The organism is Sulfitobacter sp. 1A15258, assembly GCF_043557045.1.
In the GTDB taxonomy this organism is placed as follows: Bacteria; Pseudomonadota; Alphaproteobacteria; order Rhodobacterales; family Rhodobacteraceae; genus Sulfitobacter; species Sulfitobacter faviae.
Genome location: NZ_JBIFFK010000004.1, coordinates 292295 through 311836 on the forward strand (window position 1 = coordinate 292295; position 19542 = coordinate 311836).

The 19542-nt window shown below is 64.6% G+C and carries 22 protein-coding genes; 19 read left to right on the plus strand and 3 right to left on the minus strand.

The window, feature by feature from the left end:
• Positions 1-54 precede the first annotated feature (54 nt).
• Together ACGYK9_RS11020 and ACGYK9_RS11025 are read left to right on the plus strand one after the other, a co-directional pair.
• The gene (locus tag ACGYK9_RS11020; RefSeq protein ID WP_394410237.1) at positions 55-927 is read left to right on the plus strand and encodes a 50S ribosomal protein L11 methyltransferase; all 873 of its coding nucleotides are present in this window, start codon (positions 55-57) and stop codon (positions 925-927) included.
• Positions 928-1037: 110 nt separating this feature from the next.
• Entirely contained in the window at positions 1038-1382 is a 345-nt protein-coding gene (locus ACGYK9_RS11025) for a hypothetical protein (protein ID WP_394410234.1), read from the plus strand.
• A 95-nt stretch (positions 1383-1477) separates the two neighbouring features.
• Here the strand turns inward: ACGYK9_RS11025 and ACGYK9_RS11030 are convergent, their stop codons facing one another.
• A complete protein-coding gene (locus tag ACGYK9_RS11030; protein WP_394410231.1) occupies positions 1478-1696 on the minus strand; it encodes a DUF1127 domain-containing protein in 219 nt (72 codons plus the stop codon).
• 356 nt (positions 1697-2052) lie between these two features.
• Between ACGYK9_RS11030 and ruvC the strand changes: the two genes are divergently transcribed.
• The 17 genes from ruvC to folD all read left to right on the plus strand — a co-directional run bounded on the left by ruvC (position 2053) and on the right by folD (position 18209).
• Positions 2053-2559: a crossover junction endodeoxyribonuclease RuvC gene (ruvC, locus tag ACGYK9_RS11035; protein ID WP_067263543.1), complete on the plus strand. Its 507-nt coding sequence runs from the start codon at positions 2053-2055 to the stop codon at positions 2557-2559.
• Positions 2556-3233 carry a Holliday junction branch migration protein RuvA gene (gene ruvA, locus ACGYK9_RS11040; protein WP_394410228.1) on the plus strand — a complete coding sequence of 226 codons (678 nt, stop codon included), beginning with the start codon at positions 2556-2558 and terminating at the stop codon, positions 3231-3233. Before ruvC ends, ruvA begins: the two co-directional genes overlap by 4 nt.
• Positions 3234-3309: 76 nt before the next feature.
• Positions 3310-4329 (plus strand): Holliday junction branch migration DNA helicase RuvB, encoded by a 1020-nt coding sequence (ruvB, locus tag ACGYK9_RS11045; protein WP_271693148.1) that lies wholly within the window; start codon positions 3310-3312, stop codon positions 4327-4329.
• A 30-nt stretch (positions 4330-4359) separates the two neighbouring features.
• A complete protein-coding gene (locus ACGYK9_RS11050; RefSeq protein WP_271693792.1) occupies positions 4360-4983 on the plus strand; it encodes a hypothetical protein in 624 nt (207 codons plus the stop codon).
• On the plus strand, positions 4980-5378 hold the full coding sequence (locus ACGYK9_RS11055) for a YbgC/FadM family acyl-CoA thioesterase (protein WP_209218189.1): 399 nt from the start codon (positions 4980-4982) through the stop codon (positions 5376-5378). Before ACGYK9_RS11050 ends, ACGYK9_RS11055 begins: the two co-directional genes overlap by 4 nt.
• A gap of 130 nt (positions 5379-5508) precedes the next feature.
• Positions 5509-6204, plus strand: a complete 696-nt coding sequence (gene tolQ / locus ACGYK9_RS11060) for a protein TolQ (protein WP_271688060.1) — start codon at positions 5509-5511, stop codon at positions 6202-6204.
• Between the two features lie 3 nt (positions 6205-6207).
• Positions 6208-6681: a protein TolR gene (tolR, locus tag ACGYK9_RS11065; protein WP_209218187.1), complete on the plus strand. Its 474-nt coding sequence runs from the start codon at positions 6208-6210 to the stop codon at positions 6679-6681.
• A gap of 102 nt (positions 6682-6783) precedes the next feature.
• A complete protein-coding gene (locus tag ACGYK9_RS11070; RefSeq protein ID WP_394422512.1) occupies positions 6784-7833 on the plus strand; it encodes an energy transducer TonB in 1050 nt (349 codons plus the stop codon).
• Position 7834: 1 nt separating this feature from the next.
• Positions 7835-9178 (plus strand): Tol-Pal system beta propeller repeat protein TolB, encoded by a 1344-nt coding sequence (gene tolB, locus ACGYK9_RS11075; RefSeq protein ID WP_394410222.1) that lies wholly within the window; start codon positions 7835-7837, stop codon positions 9176-9178.
• 99 nt (positions 9179-9277) lie between these two features.
• Complete coding sequence (gene pal / locus ACGYK9_RS11080) at positions 9278-9802, plus strand: peptidoglycan-associated lipoprotein Pal (protein WP_067262930.1); 525 nt, start codon at positions 9278-9280, stop codon at positions 9800-9802.
• Positions 9803-9875: 73 nt separating this feature from the next.
• Positions 9876-10736, plus strand: a complete 861-nt coding sequence (ybgF, locus tag ACGYK9_RS11085; protein WP_394410793.1) for a tol-pal system protein YbgF — start codon at positions 9876-9878, stop codon at positions 10734-10736.
• 6 nt (positions 10737-10742) lie between these two features.
• Entirely contained in the window at positions 10743-12014 is a 1272-nt protein-coding gene (gene tilS, locus ACGYK9_RS11090) for a tRNA lysidine(34) synthetase TilS (protein WP_394410219.1), read from the plus strand.
• 101 nt (positions 12015-12115) lie between these two features.
• Positions 12116-14032 (plus strand): ATP-dependent zinc metalloprotease FtsH, encoded by a 1917-nt coding sequence (ftsH, locus tag ACGYK9_RS11095; protein ID WP_067262909.1) that lies wholly within the window; start codon positions 12116-12118, stop codon positions 14030-14032.
• 146 nt (positions 14033-14178) lie between these two features.
• Positions 14179-14832: a hypothetical protein gene (locus ACGYK9_RS11100; RefSeq protein WP_394410216.1), complete on the plus strand. Its 654-nt coding sequence runs from the start codon at positions 14179-14181 to the stop codon at positions 14830-14832.
• 39 nt (positions 14833-14871) lie between these two features.
• A complete protein-coding gene (locus ACGYK9_RS11105) occupies positions 14872-15456 on the plus strand; it encodes an MOSC domain-containing protein (RefSeq protein WP_394410213.1) in 585 nt (194 codons plus the stop codon).
• A gap of 111 nt (positions 15457-15567) precedes the next feature.
• Positions 15568-17244 carry a formate--tetrahydrofolate ligase gene (locus ACGYK9_RS11110; RefSeq protein ID WP_394410210.1) on the plus strand — a complete coding sequence of 559 codons (1677 nt, stop codon included), beginning with the start codon at positions 15568-15570 and terminating at the stop codon, positions 17242-17244.
• A 74-nt stretch (positions 17245-17318) separates the two neighbouring features.
• On the plus strand, positions 17319-18209 hold the full coding sequence (gene folD / locus ACGYK9_RS11115) for a bifunctional methylenetetrahydrofolate dehydrogenase/methenyltetrahydrofolate cyclohydrolase FolD (RefSeq protein WP_394410790.1): 891 nt from the start codon (positions 17319-17321) through the stop codon (positions 18207-18209).
• Here the strand turns inward: folD and ACGYK9_RS11120 are convergent.
• On the minus strand, positions 18206-18628 hold the full coding sequence (locus tag ACGYK9_RS11120; protein WP_394410208.1) for a PaaI family thioesterase: 423 nt from the start codon (positions 18626-18628) through the stop codon (positions 18206-18208). The genes folD and ACGYK9_RS11120 overlap by 4 nt on opposite strands.
• Positions 18628-19299 (minus strand): ligase-associated DNA damage response endonuclease PdeM, encoded by a 672-nt coding sequence (pdeM, locus tag ACGYK9_RS11125; RefSeq protein WP_394410205.1) that lies wholly within the window; start codon positions 19297-19299, stop codon positions 18628-18630. The genes ACGYK9_RS11120 and pdeM overlap by 1 nt, the downstream gene beginning before the upstream one ends.
• Between the last annotated feature and the right edge of the window lie 243 nt (positions 19300-19542).

Consider the following 19542-nt stretch of genomic DNA (forward strand, 5'->3'; position numbering starts at 1 on the left):
GCGCGCGCGCGGCCCTAGGCGAAACGCAACCGCACCGCAGCAAAGGACCGCGCCATGCCCACTTTCACCGCCCTCACCACCCTCGAAGGCCGCGACCCCGCCTATGCTCTGGGCGAGGCGATGGAGCGGCTGACTCCAGAGCCCACCGGCGTGGGCGTTTTCGAGGTCGAGGACGGCTCGGGCCTGTGGGAAGTCGGCGGCTACTTCGAAGAAGCGCCCGATACCGCAGCACTTGCCGTGCTGGCCAAGGCCATGGGCGCCAAGGAATTCACCGTCTCCGAACTGCCCGAGACCGACTGGGTCGCCCATGTCCGGCGCGAATTGGCGCCGGTGGAGGCGGGCCGCTTCTTCGTCTACGGCAGCCATGACGCGGACAAGGTGCCCGAAGACTGCGAGCCGCTGCTGATCGAGGCCGCCATGGCCTTCGGCACCGGGCATCACGGCACCACCTTGGGCTGCCTCAAGGCGCTCGACCGGCTGGCGAACGAGGGGTTCCACGGCCGCAACGTCGCCGACATCGGCTGCGGTACCGCGGTGCTGGCGATGGCCGCCGCGCGCATCTGGCCGGAAACCGTGCTGGCCAGTGACATCGACGAGGTTGCGGTCGAGGTGGCGCAGGCTAATGTCGATGCCAACGGCCTCACCGGGCGCGTCACCTGTGTCGAGGCCGCGGGCTTCGACCACCCCGCGCTGGCCGAAGCCGCGCCTTTCGATCTGGTCTTTGCCAATATCCTCAAAGGACCGCTGGTGGCGCTGGCCCCCGACATGGCGGCGGCGCTCCAACCCGGCGGCTATGCGATTCTCTCCGGCCTGCTGAACGAACAGGCGGAAGAGGTGATCGAGGTTTATGCACGATCCGGCATCAATCTGACCCGCCGCGAGAGCATTGGTGACTGGACGACACTAACGCTTCAAACGAAAGTATAATTCACGCCTCATTTTCGTTGCATTCGATCCTTTTGCCGCTTTGTTGCCACATTTGGACTTTATTCAAATTGGCAGCAAACGGTGGGGGCCGGATTGCTACGGAGGCTGTGATGGCTGAAGGACACGCACAATTCGCGAAACGGATCGAGCTTCTGGGGCGCAAGCATCGGAAGCTGGAACGAGGATATGTCACCCGCGTCGGGCGCGACGGGCTGATCTCCGTTTTGCCGAAACGCGCCCGCCGGGGTTTCCCGATGATGGGGCTTTTCCTTATCGTTCTGGTGTTTTTTGGATTCAAGGCCTTCACCCTCGCCGCGATCGGCCCGGTGACCTACAACGAACGTCTCTCACGCCTCGCCAATGGGTCGAACCTTGAGCAGATCGGCGCCAAGATGATGGCCATCGACCCGGTGACCCAGACATTGGCCGAGCTGACCGGCCCGATCATGCGGTGAAGTTGCGCCGCCCATTCTGAAAAGAAAAAGCCGTAGCGGATGCTCTCCGCTACGGCTTTTCTATTTGATGTGGTCTTATCCGGCAGGGCGCGGGGTCAGCGCACGAAGTGGTTCTGCGCGACAAGGTCGATATCGGCCCGGATCAGGCCGATGTCCTGCAACTCAAGATCGGTCAGGTCCGACAGCGCCTTGCGGGTCGCGCGGCTGTCCTGCCAAGCTTCGACAGCCGCGAAGAACGCGTCGAAAAAGCCGAGGATGCGTGTGACGGCCGAGTTGGAGCCGTAAGCGGTGCGGGTGGTGTCGAAAGCTGCCATGGGGCCGTCCTTTGTTTGATCTCAGGTTGCGTCTGCACGGGGGGGGACGGGAAGCGCCCCGTCCAGGTCTGGATTTTCGGCAAGTATGCCCGAAATCCGCCCCGCGCAATCCCTCAAAAACGACAGTGACCCCTGCGTTTTCTGCATGGGTCGAAAACAGGGTTAACCTACTATCAATACGGGAAAGATTAAGGTTTGCGCATGTCGGTTTTGAATTACAGAGAGGCGCAATTCGGCATGGTGGATCAAAAGCGACAGAGTGCCTGTCGCAAACTGTCCGCTGCGCATCAGGGCTTTGCGATGTTCGCGTTTCGTGCTAGTGCACCAAAAAAGCAACAATTTTATCGAGGGCAGAGATGATACGGGTGATCGGCATAGATCCGGGGCTGCGCAATCTGGGCTGGGGCGTGATCGACGTCTCGGGCAGCCGAATCGCCCATGTGGCAAATGGCATCTGTCACTCCGAAGGCGACGACCTTGGCGCGCGGCTCTTGTCCTTGCATGGGCAGCTTACGCGCGTGCTGACGGCATGGCGGCCCCAAGCGGCAGCGGTTGAGCAGACCTTCGTGAACAAGGACGGCGCCGGGACGCTGAAACTGGGGCAGGCGCGGGGCATTGCCATGCTGGTGCCCGCGCAGTTTGGTTTGACGGTGGGCGAATATGCCCCCAACAAGGTCAAGAAAACCGTGGTCGGCGTCGGCCATGCGGATAAGGGACAGGTGGCGCATATGGTCAAGATGCAGATGCCGGGGATCGAGATTGCCGGGCCGGATGCCGCCGATGCACTGGCCATCGCGATCTGCCACGCGCATCACGGCGGGGCCAGCACGCTGGCGCAGGCGGTGGCGAGGGCGAGCGCATGATCGGCAAGCTCTCGGGCCGCATCGACTACCGCGCCACGGATCACGTTCTGATCGACGTGCGGGGGGTGGGTTACCTCGTCTATGTCTCCGACCGGACCATGGCAGCACTCCCGGGCGTGGGCGAGGCGGTGGCGCTTTATACCGACCTCGTGGTGCGCGAGGACCTGATGCAGCTCTTCGGCTTCCAGACGCTGGTGGAGAAGGAATGGCACCGGCTGCTGACCTCGGTGCAGGGGGTGGGGGCCAAGGCCTCGCTCGCGATCCTCGGCACGTTGGGGCCGGATGGCGTGAGCCGCGCGATTGCGCTTGGCGATTGGAATGCAGTGAAGGCGGCCAAGGGCATCGGCCCAAAGATCGCGCAGCGCGTGGTGCTTGACCTCAAGGACAAGGCGCCCGGCGTCATGGCAATGACCGGCACCGTGGCTGATGCGATGGGCGAGACTGAGGCCGCCGCCGACGAGGCGGTGATCGAGGCCGCCGCCCTGCGCCCCGCACCGAAACCTGCCGCCCCCAACGCCTCTGCTCAGTCCGAGGCGCTCTCGGCGCTTGGCAACCTCGGCTATGCGCCGGGCGATGCGGCGGGCGCCGTGGCGCAGGCGGCAGGCGAGACGCCCGAGGCCGATACCAAAGCGCTCATTCGCGCGGCGCTGAAGCTGCTGGCGCCGAAGGGGTGAGCACGAATGCGCGCGGCGGCAGGTGCGTGAACCTTCCGCTGGAAGAACCACGCACCCTACGGCATAACGAGGCCCTATGACCGACATCGACCCCACCGTGCGGCCCGACCCGCTGCCCGAAGACACCGACCGCGCGCTGCGGCCGCAAATGCTCAGCGAATTCGTTGGGCAGGCGGAGGCGCGGGCGAACCTGTCGGTCTTCATCCAGTCGGCCCGCCAGCGCGGCGAGGCGATGGATCACACGCTGTTCCACGGGCCGCCGGGCTTGGGCAAGACGACACTGGCGCAGATCATGGCGCGCGAGCTTGGCGTGGGCTTTCGCATGACTTCCGGCCCGGTGCTGGCCAAAGCCGGTGACCTTGCCGCGATCCTCACCAATCTCGAGGCGCGCGACGTGCTTTTCATCGACGAGATCCACCGACTGAACGCCTCGGTCGAAGAGGTGCTCTACCCGGCGATGGAGGATTTCGAGCTTGATCTGGTGATCGGCGAAGGCCCCGCCGCGCGCACCGTGCGGATCGAGTTGCAGCCCTTCACGCTGGTGGGCGCCACCACCCGCATGGGGCTTCTGACGACGCCGCTGCGCGACCGTTTCGGCATTCCGACGCGGCTGCAGTTCTACACCGAGGACGAGCTTTACATCATCGTCGACCGCAACGCCCGCAAGCTCGGCGCCCCGGCGGACGAAGGCGGCGCGCGCGAGATCGCCAAACGCGCCCGCGGCACGCCGCGTATCGCCGGGCGGCTGTTGCGCCGGGTGGTGGATTTCGCCGTGGTCGAAGGCGATGGCCGCGTGACGCGCGAGTTGGCGGATATGGCGCTGACCCGGCTCGGGGTCGATCACCTCGGCCTCGATGGGGCCGACCGGCGCTACCTGCGCCTGATGGCCGAGAATTACCAGGGCGGCCCGGTGGGGATCGAGACGCTTTCCGCCGCGCTTTCGGAAAGCCGCGATGCGCTGGAGGAGGTCATCGAGCCGTTCCTGTTGCAGCAGGGGCTGATCCAGCGTACCCCGCGCGGCAGGATGTTGGCCGCCAAGGCGTGGAGCCATCTCGGGCTTGCCGCGCCCAGAGGGCAGAGCGACCTTTTTGGCTGACGTTTCGGAGCGAAGGTAGACCAGATGACGATGACCGCAGAGCAGATCGAGACCCTTTTCACCCGCCGCGACGGGCAGTTCGCCTTTGCCCGCTGGGGCCGTCCCATCGCCCCCGTGGCTTTCGGGATCGAGGAAGAGGCGCTGCCGGTGGTGAAAGGCGCGCTCGAAGCGGTGGCCACGCTTGCCGGTCACGACATGGCCGAAACCGACCCGGAGTTGGGCAGCAACCTGATGATGTTCTTCTTCGCCGATTGGGCGGAGCTTTTGGACGTGCCGGGTATGGATGGGCTGGTGCCCGACCTCGCGGCGCAGGTCGAGCGGCTGCAGGCCGCGGGGGCGAACCAGTACCGTTTCTTCCGTTTCGACGAGAACGGCGCGATCAAGGCGGCTTTCGTCTTCCTGCGCATGGACGAGAGCCTGCAAGACATGTCCGCGCAGGTGCTGGCGCTGAGCCAAGCGGTGCAGGTCATCCTTTTGTGGTCCGAGGATGCCTTTCAGGAGCAATCCCCGCTGGCGATGGCCGATGACGCGCTGGTGCTGCGCCCCGAGGTGGCGGATGTGATCCGCGCCGCCTATGACCCGGTGATGCCCCCCGCCGCCAATGATGCTAGCCACGCGCTGCGCCTTGCCGCGCGGGTGCAGGTGGCGTCATGAGCCATAGCTTCCCGGTCCGCATCTTCTATGAAGACACCGATATGGCGGGTGTCGTCTATTACGCCAACTACCTGCGCTATATCGAACGGGCGCGGTCGGACATTGTCGAACAGATCGGCCTTGATCAACGCGCCATGCGCGACGAGGGGCTGGTCTTTGTCGTGACGCGGGTGGAGGCGGATTACCTCGGCGCCGCGCGCTTTGGCGACCGGCTGGAGGTGCAGACGACCCATCAGGCCGAAGGGCCGGTGCGTTGGGTGTTCGACCAAGACGTGCTGCGCGATGGCAAGGTCATCTTTCGCGCCAAAGTTACCGCCGTTTGCATGACAACGGGCGGAAAACCCACGCGGCTGCCAGCGAAACTCCGCTTGTCGGACGGCGATCCGGCGCGGTGATACCATAATTCTGGCAATCTAGGTTGCAGTCCGTTAGCTTTGCTCCAAATTGAGGCCGGAAAATAGGGCCCAGAGATAGAACCCAGAGGCAGAATGCCCCGAAGGGGCGGCAGTAAAAGAGCATAGTTAAATGGAAGCAGAGACGCTGGCATTGGCACAGGGGATCGATTTCTCCCTGTGGGGTCTGTTCGCGAAGGCGACGGTCACGGTCAAACTTGTAATGATCATGCTGATCGGGGCCTCTTTCTGGTCTTGGTCGATCATCATTCAGAAAACCATCCAATACCGCAAAGCCCGTGCAGAGGCGGCGCAGTTCGATCGGGCCTTCTGGTCGGGTGAGCCTTTGGACGGTCTCTTTGACACGATTGGCGCCGATCCCGACGGCCCGTCGGAGAAGATCTTCGCCGCCGGCATGTCGGAATGGCGCCGTTCGCACCGCGAGGACGGGGCGCTCATTCCCGGCGCCACCGCGCGCATCGACCGGTCGATGGACGTGGCCATCGCCAAGGAGGCCGAGCGCCTGCAAAAGGGGCTGCCGGTGCTGGCGACCGTGGGCTCCACCGCGCCCTTCGTCGGGCTGTTCGGCACCGTCTTCGGCATCATGAACTCCTTCATCGAGATCGCGGCCCAGCAGAACACCAACCTCGCCGTTGTGGCCCCGGGCATCGCCGAGGCGCTTCTGGCGACCGGCATCGGCCTTCTCGCCGCGATCCCGGCGGTGGTCTTCTACAACAAGCTGAGCGCCGACAGTGACCGGATCCTCGGCACCTACGAGGCCTTCTCGGACGAATTCGCGACCATCCTCAGCCGCCAGTTGGACAGCTAAGCCATGGGTGCGGGTGTCATGAAAAAGCAAGGCGGCAAGGGGCGGCGGCGTGGCCGCGCCCAGCCGATGGCCGAGATCAACGTTACGCCCTTCGTGGACGTGATGCTGGTGCTGCTGATCATCTTCATGGTCGCGGCCCCGCTTTTGACCGTCGGTGTACCGGTGGAGCTGCCCAAGACCGCCGCCACGGCCCTGCCGGCGGAGCAGGAAGAGCCGCTGACCGTCACCGTCACCGCCCAAGGCGCGGTGCAGATCCAGACCACCGACACGCCACGCGATCAGCTGGTGACCAAGCTGCGCGCCATCGCGGCAGAGCGCGCCAGCGACCGAGTCTTCCTGCGCGCCGATGGCGCGGTGCCCTATGCGCAGGTCATGGAGGTCATGGGCGCGCTCAACGCGGGCGGATTTTCCAACATCGGTCTGGTGACCGACATCGGCGGCCCGGCGATGGACGGCAGCGACACGTCGGGTGGCTGAGCGGTGCATACCGGGCATTACATATCAGGTGCCGGGCATCTGGGTCTTATCGGCTGGCTGTTGTTCGGAAACATCTTCACTTCCGAGCCTGAGCCGGTTGAGATGACCGAGGTCTCAGTGATCTCGGCGGCGGAATATGACGCGCTCGTCGCGGCCCAGCAGCCGCCCGCTTCGACCACCGAGGTGGCCCAGCCCGCATTGCCCGCGCCGAGCGAGGAGGCGCCCGAGGTCACCGCCGAGCCGGATACAGAGATCGAACAGCCCGAGCCGGTGCAGACCGAAACCCCGCCCGAGGACACGCCGCCCGAGGTGACCGAGCTGGAACTGCCGCCGCAGACCGAAGTGGACGACAGCGCGCCCGAACTCAACGAACCCATCGGCGACACCGCCGTGCTGGTGCCCGAGATCGCCCCCGAGGCCCGCCCCCGCGAGGCCCCGCGCGTGGCGCCCGAGCCTGTGGCCCCGCCCGAGCCCGAAGCGCGCCCCGACCTCGACGAACAGCCCGCCGTAGCGCCCGAACCCGAGGCCGAGCCCGAAGTCGTCGTCGAAGAAGAGCCGCAAGAGGCGCAGACGCCTGAGGACAGCACGACCGAAATCGTGACCGAGGCCGATCAGGCCCCGGCGGCCTCGGCCCGCCCGCCCGGTCGCCGTCCGTCCCCGCCGCCGCCCGTCGAGGTGGCCGAGGCCCCGGAGGAACCCGAGGAGGAAGCCGCCCCCGAACCGACGCCGGAGCCCGCCGAGGAACCTGCGCAGGACAGGACCGAAGACGCCATTGCCGATGCGCTGAACGAAGTCCTCGGCCAGCCGGAGGCCGAGGCCCCGGTGCCGAGCGGCCCGCCGCTGTCGTCGGGCGAGCGCGAGAGCCTGCGCGTTGCGGTTTCGGCCTGCTGGAACATCGGCGCGCTGTCGACCGAAGCGGCGCGGACCACGGTGATCGTGGGGCTGCAGATGAATCAGGACGGCACGCCGGTAATCGGGTCGATCCGGATGCTCAGCGCCTCGGGCGGTGGCGATGCCGCAGCAAGGCAGGCCTTCGAGGCGGCCAAACGTGCAATCATCCGCTGCGGCAGCCGCGGCTACGACCTGCCACAAGAAAAATACAGCCAGTGGCAAGACATCGAGATGACATTCGATCCAATGAGGAGCCGATAACATGCTGACGAGACTTCTGGGACTTCTGGCACTGGGGGCCGCGACCGTCTTTGCGGCGGCCCCGGACACCGCGCGCGCCGAGCCGTTGCGCATCGTGATCGACGACCCGACCATCGAACCCTTGCCCTTTGCCGTCCCCAGCTTTCAGCCCGAAAGCGGTGAGGCGGGGCAATTGGCCGTCGACATCGCCCGCGTCGTTTCGGACGACCTGACCGGCACCGGCCTCTTCCGCGAGATTCCGGCCAGCGCCTATATCTCCACCGTGAGCGACTTCAACGCGCCGGTTGAATATGCCGATTGGAAGGCGATCAACGCGCAGGCGCTGATCACCGGGGCGGTCAATGTCACCGGCAACAGCGTGAATGTGAAGTTCCGCGTCTATGACGTTTTCTCGGGTGAGGAGCTGCTGGATGCCAGCGGGCAGGGCGGTTTGCAATTCAGCGGCACTGTCGATGGCTGGCGGCGCATGGCGCATAAGGTGGCCGATGCGGTTTACAGCCGGATCACCGGCGAGGGTGGCTATTTCGACAGCCGCGTGGTGTTCGTCTCTGAGACCGGGCCGAAGGACAATCGCCAGAAACGTCTGGCCGTGATGGACTATGACGGGGCGAACCTGAAATACCTCACCGAATCCGGCTCTATCGTGCTGGCGCCGCGTTTTTCGCCCAGCGGGGACCGTGTGCTCTACACCAGCTATGAAAGCGGCTTCCCGCGCATTTATGTGCTCGACATCGGCACCGTCCAACGCCGCGCGCTGCAAAGCGCCGAAGGCTCCATGGCCTTCGCGCCGCGGTTCTCGCCCAGCGGTCAGACGGTCGTCTATTCGCTGAGCCAAGGCGGCAACACGGATATCTATTCGATGGACATCAACAGCGGCCAGTCGGTGCGCCTGACGAACACGCCTGCGATTGAGACGGCGCCGAGCTTCTCGCCCGATGGCAGCCAGATCGTCTTTGAGAGTGACCGTTCCGGCAGCCCGCAGCTTTATGTCATGCCCGCCACCGGCGGAGAGGCGACGCGAATTTCCTTTGGCGAGGGGCGCTACGGCACGCCCGTCTGGTCGCCGCGCGGGGATTTGGTGGCCTTCACCAAGCAGAACAAGGGCCGCTTCCACATCGGTGTCATGCGGCTGGATGGCTCGGAAGAGCGTCTGCTGACCGCCTCCTTCCTTGATGAGGGTCCGACTTGGGCCCCCAATGGGCGGGTGATCATGTTCGCGCGCGAAACCCAAGGGGCGGGCGGGTCCTCCTCGCTTTACTCCGTCGATATTTCGGGGCGCAACCTCAAGCCTGTGCGCACGCCCGAAGGCGGTTCTGACCCCTCGTGGTCACCGCTGCAAGACTAAGGTTTCCCCATGCCACCCACGGGTGCGGGCAATTCCAATGATCCCGCGCCTGTGTTAATACCAGCAACGATAACGCCACCACAGAGAAGGCAGACCCCCATGAAACGCATCCTGACCAGCACGCTTTTGATTTCCGCATTGGCCGTGTCGGCCTGTACCAACCCTGACCGCTTTGGTGCCGATGGCATGGGCGGGGCAAATGCAGGGGCCGGGGTCAACGCCGGCGTGGTGCCGGGCAGCGCGAATGACCCGACCTCCACCGCCTATTTCCAGCAGGCCGTCGGCGACCGGGTGCTGTTCTTGGTCGACCAATCCACCCTGACCGACGAAGGCCGCGCCACGCTTGACGGGCAGGTCGCATGGCTTCAGGCCAATTCCGACTACCAAGCCGTGATCGAAGGCCATGCCGATGAGCAGGGCACACGCGAATACAACATCGCCCTTGGCGGTCGCCGCGCCAACGCGGTGCGCGAATATATGATCTCACGCGGGATCGCGGCCTCGCGGCTCAAGACCATCAGCTACGGCAAGGAACGCCCGATTGAGATCTGCTCGGCCGAGGCTTGCTATGCCAAGAACCGCCGCGCGGTGACCGTGCTGGCTGGCGGCGCGTTGACCAGCTGATCGCGGCAACAGCCCAAGCAATGACCAATCCAAGGAGGCCGATGTGCTGAAGCGATATATCTTCGTGGCCGTGATGGGGCTGATGACCGCCCCCGCCGCGCTTATGGCGCAGGACAACGATCAAACGCTGGCGGATATTCGCCAGCAGTTGACCGTGCTCAACGTCGAGGTGCAAAAGCTGCGCCGCGAACTGTCGACCACCGGCGGCGCCTCGGTCGAGACCGGCGGTAACTCCGTGTTGGAGCGGGTCAGCACCATGGAGAGCGAGTTGCAGCGCCTCACCTCCAAGACAGAGGAGATGGAGAACCGCATCAACCGGATCGTCGCCGATGGCACCAACCGGATCGGCGATCTGGAATACCGTCTGGTCGAGCTTGAAGGCGGCGATCTGGGCGCTTTGGGTGAGACGTCGACCCTCGGTGGAGGGGAGGCGCCCGCCGTGGCGGCCCCCGCCCCCGAAGCGGGCCGTGAGGTGGTCGAAGTGACCCCCGGCAGTGGTGGCGCAGGTACATCTGGCGGCATCATCACCCCCATCAACGAAGCAGAGCTGGCGGTCAGCGAGAAGGCCGATTTCGAGCGGGCGCAGGAGGCGCTCGCATCGGGTGACTTTCGCAGCGCCGCCGATCTCTTTGCGTCCTTCAATACGACCTATCCCGGCGGTCCGCTAGCCGCCGAGGCCGAGATGCGCCGGGGCGAAGCCCTGACCGGTCTGGGCGACAACCGCGAAGCGGCGCGCGCCTATCTCGCGGCCTTCAGTACCGATCCCGAAGGGCCGGTGGCCCCGCGGTCGCTCTTTGAACTAGGCCGCGCCCTTGGCGTGTTGGAGCAGACCCAAGAGGCATGCGTGACCCTCTCGGAAGTCGCCGTGCGCTTCCCGAACGCCCCGCAGGTGAGCCAAGCCGAGGCGCAGCGCCAGACGCTGGGTTGTTCCTGACCGCTGATGACTGCACCCGCCGCAACGGCTGATGCAGCGCTGACCGAGGGGTTGCTTTCTGGCTTGGGCGGCGCGCTGCCGCCCCGCCTTGGCGTCGCCGTCTCGGGCGGGGGCGATTCCATGGCGCTGCTGTCGCTTCTGCATGGGTTGGCGACGGCAAAGGGCAGCCATCTTGAGACCGTGACCGTCGACCATGGGCTGCGCCCGGAAGCGGCGGAAGAGGCCGCGATGGTCGCGCGCCATGCTGCCCGACTGGGGCTGGCCCATGAAACCCTGCACTGGCGCGATTGGGACGGGCAGGGCAATCTCCAAAACGCCGCGCGTGAGGCGCGCTATCGCTTGATGGCCGACTGGGCCGCGCGGCGCGGGCTTCCCGTCGTGGCCCTTGGCCATACGGCAGACGATCAGGCCGAGACGGTGCTGATGCGCTTGGCGCGCCGGTCGGGGGTCGATGGCCTTGCGGCCATGGCACCGCGCAGCGAACGGTTCGGTGTCACATGGCTGCGCCCGCTGCTTTTCGCCCGGCGCGCGGCCCTGCGCGATCATCTGCGGCGGGCGGGGCTGCACTGGGTCGAAGACCCCAGCAACGATGACCCGCGCTATGCCCGGATCAAAACCCGCCATAGCCTCGATGCCCTCGCGCCGCTTGGCATCGATGTAGAGACTTTGGCCGAGGTCGCGCGCAACATGGCCACCGCCCGGGCGGCATTGGACGTCCAAACCGACCGCGCCGCGGGCGATATTCTGCGTATGGAGGCGGGCGCGCAGGTGATGCAGGCCGATGCCTTTTTCGCCGCGCCGGAAGAGATCCGCCGCCGCCTGATGCTCCGGGCACTTGGGCAGATCAAAGGCGGCGCTTACCCCCCGCGCCGCGGCCCCGTCGCCGCTTTGATCGCGGGGTTGGCGGAAGGGCAGGCGGCCACGCTGGCGGGGTGTCAGGCGCTGCTCCGGCGCGGTGAAATCTGGGTCTTTCGCGAGTATAGCGCGGTGCGCGATCTGCGCGTGCCTGCGGATCAGCTTTGGGACGGGCGCTGGCGTGCGATCCCCCCCGAAGGGCAGCCCCCTGAGGCCGAATTGCGCGCGCTTGGCCCCGAGGGGCTGGCCCAATGCCCCGATTGGCGCAGCCTTGGGCGACCCCGTGCCGCCTTGCTGTCGACCCCGGCCATCTGGCAGGGCCCGCGGCTGCTTGCCGCGCCCCTTGCCGGGCTGGACCAGAAATGGCATGTCCGGCGCGAAAGCGGCGCGGAATGGAACAAAACCGCGCCATTATCGCATTGAACATGAGCGCATCATGTCTATCTTAGTATGGTGGTTGCCCGAACGGGCGCCCCTTGGGTTGCGGGACTTGCCCGCGGCCATGTGAATTTAGGAGAATTCCCTTGGGAAATGTTCGTAACCTCGCCTTCTGGGTTGTCCTGATGTTGCTTGTGCTGGCGCTGTTCAACCTGTTCAGCGGGTCCAGCGGGTCGCTGCAAAACAACGAAGTCAGCTATTCCGAATTCGTCACCTCCGTACAGGATGGTGATGTCCGAAATGTGACATTGGATGGTGAGCAGGTGCGATTCCGCCAAGCGGATGGTGCCGACTACCTGACGATCAAACCCGGCGATGCCGAGCTGACCCAGCTTCTGATCGACAACGACATCCCCGTCAAAGCGCGCCCCCAGCAACAATCCGGTTTCCAGACCTTCCTGATGTCGCTTTTGCCCATCGCGCTGCTGATCGGCGTGTGGATTTACTTCATGAACCGCATGCAGGGCGGCGGTAAGGGCGGGGCCATGGGCTTTGGCAAATCCAAGGCCAAGATGCTGACCGAAAAGCATGGCCGCGTGACCTTTGACGATGTCGCGGGCATCGACGAGGCCAAGGAAGAGTTGGAAGAGATCGTCGAATTCCTGCGCAACCCGCAGAAATTCTCGCGCCTCGGCGGCAAGATCCCGAAAGGCGCGCTGCTGGTGGGCCCTCCGGGCACCGGTAAGACGCTGCTGGCCCGTGCGATTGCGGGTGAAGCGGGTGTGCCCTTCTTCACCATTTCGGGCTCCGACTTCGTCGAGATGTTCGTGGGTGTCGGTGCCAGCCGCGTGCGCGACATGTTCGAACAGGCCAAAAAGAACGCGCCTTGCATCGTCTTCATCGACGAGATCGACGCCGTCGGTCGCCACCGTGGCGCAGGCTATGGCGGTGGCAACGACGAGCGTGAGCAGACACTGAACCAGCTTCTGGTCGAGATGGACGGTTTTGAGAGCAACGAGGGTGTCATCATCCTCGCGGCGACCAACCGCCGCGACGTACTAGACCCCGCGCTGCTGCGTCCGGGCCGTTTCGACCGTCAGGTCACCGTACCCAACCCCGACATCAAGGGCCGCGAGAAGATCCTTTCGGTCCATGCCCGCAAGACCCCGCTGGGGCCGGACGTCGACCTGCGCATCATCGCGCGCGGTACGCCGGGCTTCTCGGGTGCGGATCTGGCAAACCTCGTGAATGAGGCCGCGCTGATGGCCGCCCGCGTCGGCCGGCGTTTCGTCACCATGGTCGACTTCGAACAGGCCAAAGACAAAGTGATGATGGGCCCCGAGCGCCGCTCGATGGTGATGACCGCAGAGCAGAAGGAAATGACCGCCTATCACGAGGCCGGTCACGCGCTGGTGGGCATGACGCTGCCCAAATGCGACCCGGTCTACAAGGCCACGATCATCCCTCGCGGCGGTGCTCTCGGCATGGTGATGAGCCTGCCTGAGATCGACCGGCTAAACATGTTCAAGGACGAATGCCATCAGCGTCTGGCCATGGCCATGGCGGGCAAGGCGGCGGAAATCCACAAATACGGGCCGGATTCGGTCTCCAACGGTCCGGCGGGCGACATCCAGCAAGCGTCTGCGCTGGCGCGTGCGATGGTGCTGCAATGGGGCATGTCGGATAAGGTCGGCAATATCGACTACTCGGAGGCCGCGCAGGGCTATCAGGGGAACACCGCGGGCTTCTCCGTCTCGGCCAACACCAAGGAGTTGGTCGAGAAAGAGGTGCAGCAGTTCATCCAAGACGGCTATGACCGCGCGATGAAGATCATCACCGAGAAAGAGGTGGAGTTCGAGCGTCTGGCCCAAGGTCTGCTGGAGTATGAGACCCTGACCGGCGATGAGATCAAACGCGTCATGGACGGCCTGCCGCCGGCAGAGGACTCCGACGACGACAACTCCGACACCGGCAGCGCGCCGAGCGTCACCGCGATCCCCAAGGCGAAGGGCAAGAAGACCCCGCCGAAGGATGGCGGGATGGAACCTGAACCTTCGGTCTGATCCGACCTTCGACCCAATGAGAGACCCCGCTTCGGCGGGGTCTTTTCGTTTTCGGCACTCCCTCCGGTCGGGGCGGGAATTCCACTATCGCTTCACAGTCGCCATCGCGTTAGACAGGAACGGAATTCTGGAACAAGCCGGGTCTTATGCGACGCATCCTTTCTGCCCTCGCCCTTCTCCTCGCCCTCAACGCCGGACCGGTCTGGGCCGATCCACAGACCTATGCTGTCGCTTTAGGTGGGCGGCAGCTGGGGACTTTGCAGTTCAACGGGCAAAGCCGGAACGCGGCCTTCCTGCTGTCGCTCGACAACGCGCCTTTCGGCATCAAGAACGGCAGCTTCAAGGCGGTCACCCAGTCGCGTGGCACCGCGGTCAGCTATCTCGGGTCCAACCGGGGGAGCGAGACGCGCGATATCGCGATTGACCGGGCTGCGGGTCAGGTCACCTCGGTGGCGATCACCCCGGCTTCGGAAATGACGAAAATGTCGGAGGCCGGAGCGGTGCCTGCCGGCGTCCTCTTCCCGCCCGAGCTTTTCGCCGCCCTTGCCACCGGCAAAAGCTGCCCCGCGCCGCTGTCGCTCTACGATGGGCGCCGCGTGGTGCAGATCGCGACGCAAAGCAGCCGAGAGGAGGGGGCTTCGGTGGTCTGCGATATGTCCTACCGGGTCGTCATGGGGCCGGGCTATGTCTCTCCCTTTTATCTCAAATCTTTCGGGATGGCGCTTGTCTATACAGCGGGCACCCTTGCCAAAGCCTCATTGAGTGGGGGCGGTTTCAAGGTGCATCTGGTCCGGCAATAGGCATAGGATGCCACAGCAAACCACGTCAAAGGACGCCCCATGCCCGAACTGCGCAAGACAGACCATACCGCCCGGATCACTTGGCTGGGCATGGTCCCTCAGGACCGCGAAAACATCCGCTCGGTCGCGGTGGAACAGGTCTTTGCGACCTATGCGGGCATCGAAGGGGATTTTCACGCAGGGCTGACCCGTCCGGCCTGCGTGCGCGTGCGCAACCTGCATGCCAAGGGGACGGAGATACGCAACACCCGCCAACTCTCCATCCTCTCCGCCGAAGAGATGGCCGAGATCGCCGCCGCCATCGACCTGCCCACGCTCGACCCGACCCTGCTGGGCGCTTCGATCATCCTTGAAGGGATCCCGGATTTCACCCTCGCCCCGCCGGGGTCGCGGCTACAAAACGAGCATGGCACCACCTTGGTCGTGGACATCGAAAACGGCCCCTGCAACCTGCCGGCCCGTGAGATCGAGGTGGAGGCCCCCGGCCATGGCAAAACCTTCAAAGCCGCCGCCCAAGGCAAACGCGGCGTGACCGCATGGGTCGAGCGGGAGGGGCCGTTGAGCCTCGGGGACGAACTGCGGCTCTTTGTGCCGAACCAGCCGGTCTGGCCGCATCTGGGCTAAGCACGCGCCGTTTCGCGAACTTTGAGTGTCGGAAACACGGCCCCCCGTCGGGGGCTTGTCGCGCTATGGCTAAAGAATAAAGATCGCCACCAACGGCAACAGGGGATTCTCATGGCTTTCAAAACCGACATTCAAATCGCCCGCGAAGCGGCGAAACGCCCTATCCAAGAAATCGGCGCGAAGCTGGGCATCTCAAGCGACGACTTGCTGCCCTATGGCCATGACAAGGCGAAGGTAAGCCAATCCTTCATCGATTCCGTGCAGGAGCGCGCGAACGGCAAGCTGATCCTCGTCACCGCGATCAACCCAACCCCGGCGGGGGAGGGCAAGACCACCACCACCGTCGGGCTCGGCGACGGGCTGAACCGGATCGGCAAAAAGGCGGCGGTCTGCATCCGCGAAGCCTCGCTGGGGCCGAACTTCGGGATGAAGGGCGGGGCCGCGGGCGGCGGCTATGCCCAAGTGGTGCCGATGGAAGAGATGAACCTGCATTTCACCGGCGATTTCCACGCCATCACCAGCGCCCACAACCTGTTGGCGGCGATGATCGACAATCACATCTATTGGGGCAACGAGTTGGAGATCGACACCCGCCGCGTCACATGGCGCCGGGTGGTCGACATGAACGACCGCGCCCTGCGTCAGATCACCGCCTCCTTGGGCGGTGTGCCCAACGGTTTCCCGCGCGAGACGGGCTTTGACATCACCGTAGCCTCCGAGGTGATGGCGATCCTCTGTCTGGCCAAGAACCTTACCGATCTGCAAGAGCGCCTTGGCGCGATGATCGTCGCCTACCGCCGCGACCGCAGCCCGGTCTATGCCCGCGACATCAAGGCGGATGGGGCGATGACGGTGCTTTTGAAAGACGCGATGCAGCCAAACCTCGTCCAAACGCTTGAGAACAACCCGGCTTTCGTGCACGGCGGACCTTTCGCCAATATCGCCCACGGCTGCAACTCCGTCATCGCCACGACCACGGCGTTGAAACTGGCGGATTATGTGGTGACAGAGGCAGGCTTTGGCGCCGATCTCGGGGCCGAGAAATTCATGAACATCAAATGCCGCAAGGCGGGGCTGGCGCCTTCGGTGGTGGTCGTCGTCGCCACGGTGCGCGCGATGAAGATGAACGGCGGCGTGGCGAAAGCCGATCTAGGGACCGAGAATGTCGAGGCCGTGCAACAGGGCTGCGCCAACCTTGGCCGCCACATCGAAAACGTGAAGTCCTTTGGCGTGCCCGTGGTCGTGGCGATCAACCATTTCGTCACAGATACCGACGCCGAAGTGGCGGCTGTGAAGGACTATGTCGCGGCCCAAGGGGCCGAGGCGATCCTCTCGCGCCACTGGGAACTGGGCTCGGAAGGCTCCGCCGATCTGGCCACCCGCGTGGCAGAGATCGCCGATGGCGATCACGCGAATTTCGCCCCGCTCTATGCCGACGAGATGCCGCTGTTCGAAAAGATCGAGACCATCGCCAAACGTGTCTACCGTGCCGACGAAGTGCTGGCCGATCAAAAGGTGCGCAACCAGTTGAAGGATTGGGAGGCGCAGGGCTATGGCGATCTGCCGGTCTGCATGGCCAAGACCCAGTATAGTTTCTCAACCGATCCCGACCTGCGCGGCGCGCCCACCGGTTTCAGCGTCCCCATCCGCGAGGTGCGCCTCTCAGCAGGGGCGGGCTTCGTTGTCGTCATCTGCGGTGAGATCATGACCATGCCGGGCCTGCCGCGGGTGCCTTCTGCCGAGGCAATCAAGCTCAACGCCGATGGCGATGTGGAGGGATTGTTCTAAGGCGGGTTGCAATGACCCGCCGTCGCGGTGATGTAGAGCATGTTCAACCTGCAGCGAGCGAAAGTGAGACGGATATGGCAGCGACAATCATCGATGGCAAAGCCTTTGCAGCAACGGTGCGTGAGAAGGTCGCGGGCCATGTCGACCGGCTGAAGACGGATCACGGTGTCACCCCCGGCCTCGCCGTGGTGCTGGTCGGCGAAGACCCGGCAAGCCAAGTCTACGTCCGCTCCAAGGGTAAGATGACTCGCGAGGTCGGCATGAAGTCGGTCGAACACAAGCTGCCCGCGACCGTCGATCAGAACGACTTGCTCAAACTGATCGACGCGTTGAACAACGACCCCGAGATCCACGGCATCCTCGTGCAACTGCCATTGCCGGATCATCTGGACGAAACCCGCGTGGTCAATGCCGTCTCGCCCGCCAAGGACGTGGACGGTTTTCACATCTCCAACGTCGGTCTACTGGGCACAGGGCAGAAAAGCATGGTGCCCTGCACCCCGCTGGGCTGCCTGATGATGCTGCGCGACCATCACGGCGATCTGACGGGTATGAACGCGGTGGTCATTGGCCGTTCCAACATCGTCGGCAAACCGATGGCGCAACTGCTCTTGGGCGATAGCTGCACGGTGACCATCGCGCATAGCCGCACCCGCGATCTGCCCGAGGTGGTGCGCCGCGCCGATATCGTGGTCGCCGCCGTTGGCCGCCCCGAAATGGTGCCCGGCGATTGGATCAAAGAGGGCGCCACGGTGATCGACGTGGGCATCAACCGGATCGAGACCGGCGAGAAAACCAAACTGGTCGGCGACGTGGACTTCGACAGCGCCAGCCAGCGCGCCGGGGCCATCACCCCGGTGCCCGGCGGGGTCGGGCCGATGACGATCGCCTGCTTGCTGGCCAATACGGTCACCGCTTGCTGCCGTGCCAACGGGTTGGCAGAACCCGAAGGGCTGATCGCTTAAGCGCCTAGCACCGGCACGATGGTGCCCTGCAGGATGGCGATGAGCTTGGCCGCGCCATCCGTTTCCGCATGCACCTCCGCCGTGACCACACAAAGCCGCCGGCCCGGTTTCACCACCCGGCCCGTGGCAACCAGCCGGTCTCCCCGGGCGGGGGCCAAAAGGTTGATCTTGATCTCCGAGGTCACGACATCGACCTCCGGCGGCAACATGCTTAAGGCCGCATAGCCCGCCGCGGAATCGCCGATGGAAAAGGTCAGCCCCGCATGGCCAAAACCCTGCTGCTGCATCGCGCCCGGCAGGACCGGCGCGGCAACCCTGACCAGACCCGACTGCACTTCGATGATCTCGGCCCCCAAGGTCTGCATCATGGTCTGCTTGGCAAAACTCTCCCGCACCCGGCGTTCAATCTGATCGTCCATCATCGCTTCTTTCCGGGCATGGGGATCGCCACAGGTTGCGGCCCTGTCAGCACCGCACAGGCCTCTGGCCCCATCAAATCACAAAGTACCCGCGACTGGCTGCGCAGCCCGCCGGTATAGGTGCCATATGCAGGCAGGATCAGCCGCTTGCTGTCAAACAAAAACGCCGGACGCGAGATGCTGCGGCCCCGCGCGCGGATCGATGCCTTGGGATGATAATGCCCCGACACCTCGCCGGAGGTCCCCTCCGCCGCAATATGCCGAAAGGTCAGCGGGCCGAGCGCCAACTCACCCAAATGCGTACCGCCCAACCCAACCGGGCCCGGGTCGTGATTGCCTTCGATCCAATCCCACCGCCGCTCGGCCTGCAGGCCGAGAATCCAAAGCCGCTCTTCCTCTGGCAGTGCCCGCGCCGCGCCAAGGTCATCGAAACTATCGCCAAGGCAGATCACATGCCGCGCCTGCGTGAAAGACAGGTCGGCCGCCAACCGGTTCAACGTATGGCGCGTCTCATAAGGCGGCAACGCCGACCCGCCGCGCCGCGCGATCCGTTCCGACTTGCCCAAGTGAAGGTCGCTCACACAAAGCAAATCCCTTTCGCGCCACCAAAGCGCGCCAGAACCAAGCGCAGTCAGCCCGGCCCCGGCGAATGAAAATTCAAGTCCGTTCATCCTTTGTTCATCTGAGATCGGCACTGATTTGGCAAGGGGCCAAACGCGAAGGTTGCGCAGATGGAAAGGTCAGCGCAGAGGTATTTAAGAAAGGATGAATTGCAGAAAGCGCGCCCCGCGATCGGGTGGTCACCGGACCGGAGACGCGCCTTCATCCTTTGCGGTCATCGGCTCCTCAGCCTGTACCGCGAGAGGAAGATGCGCCACCTTAGTTAAAGATCCCTTAATCATCTTCATCCTTTT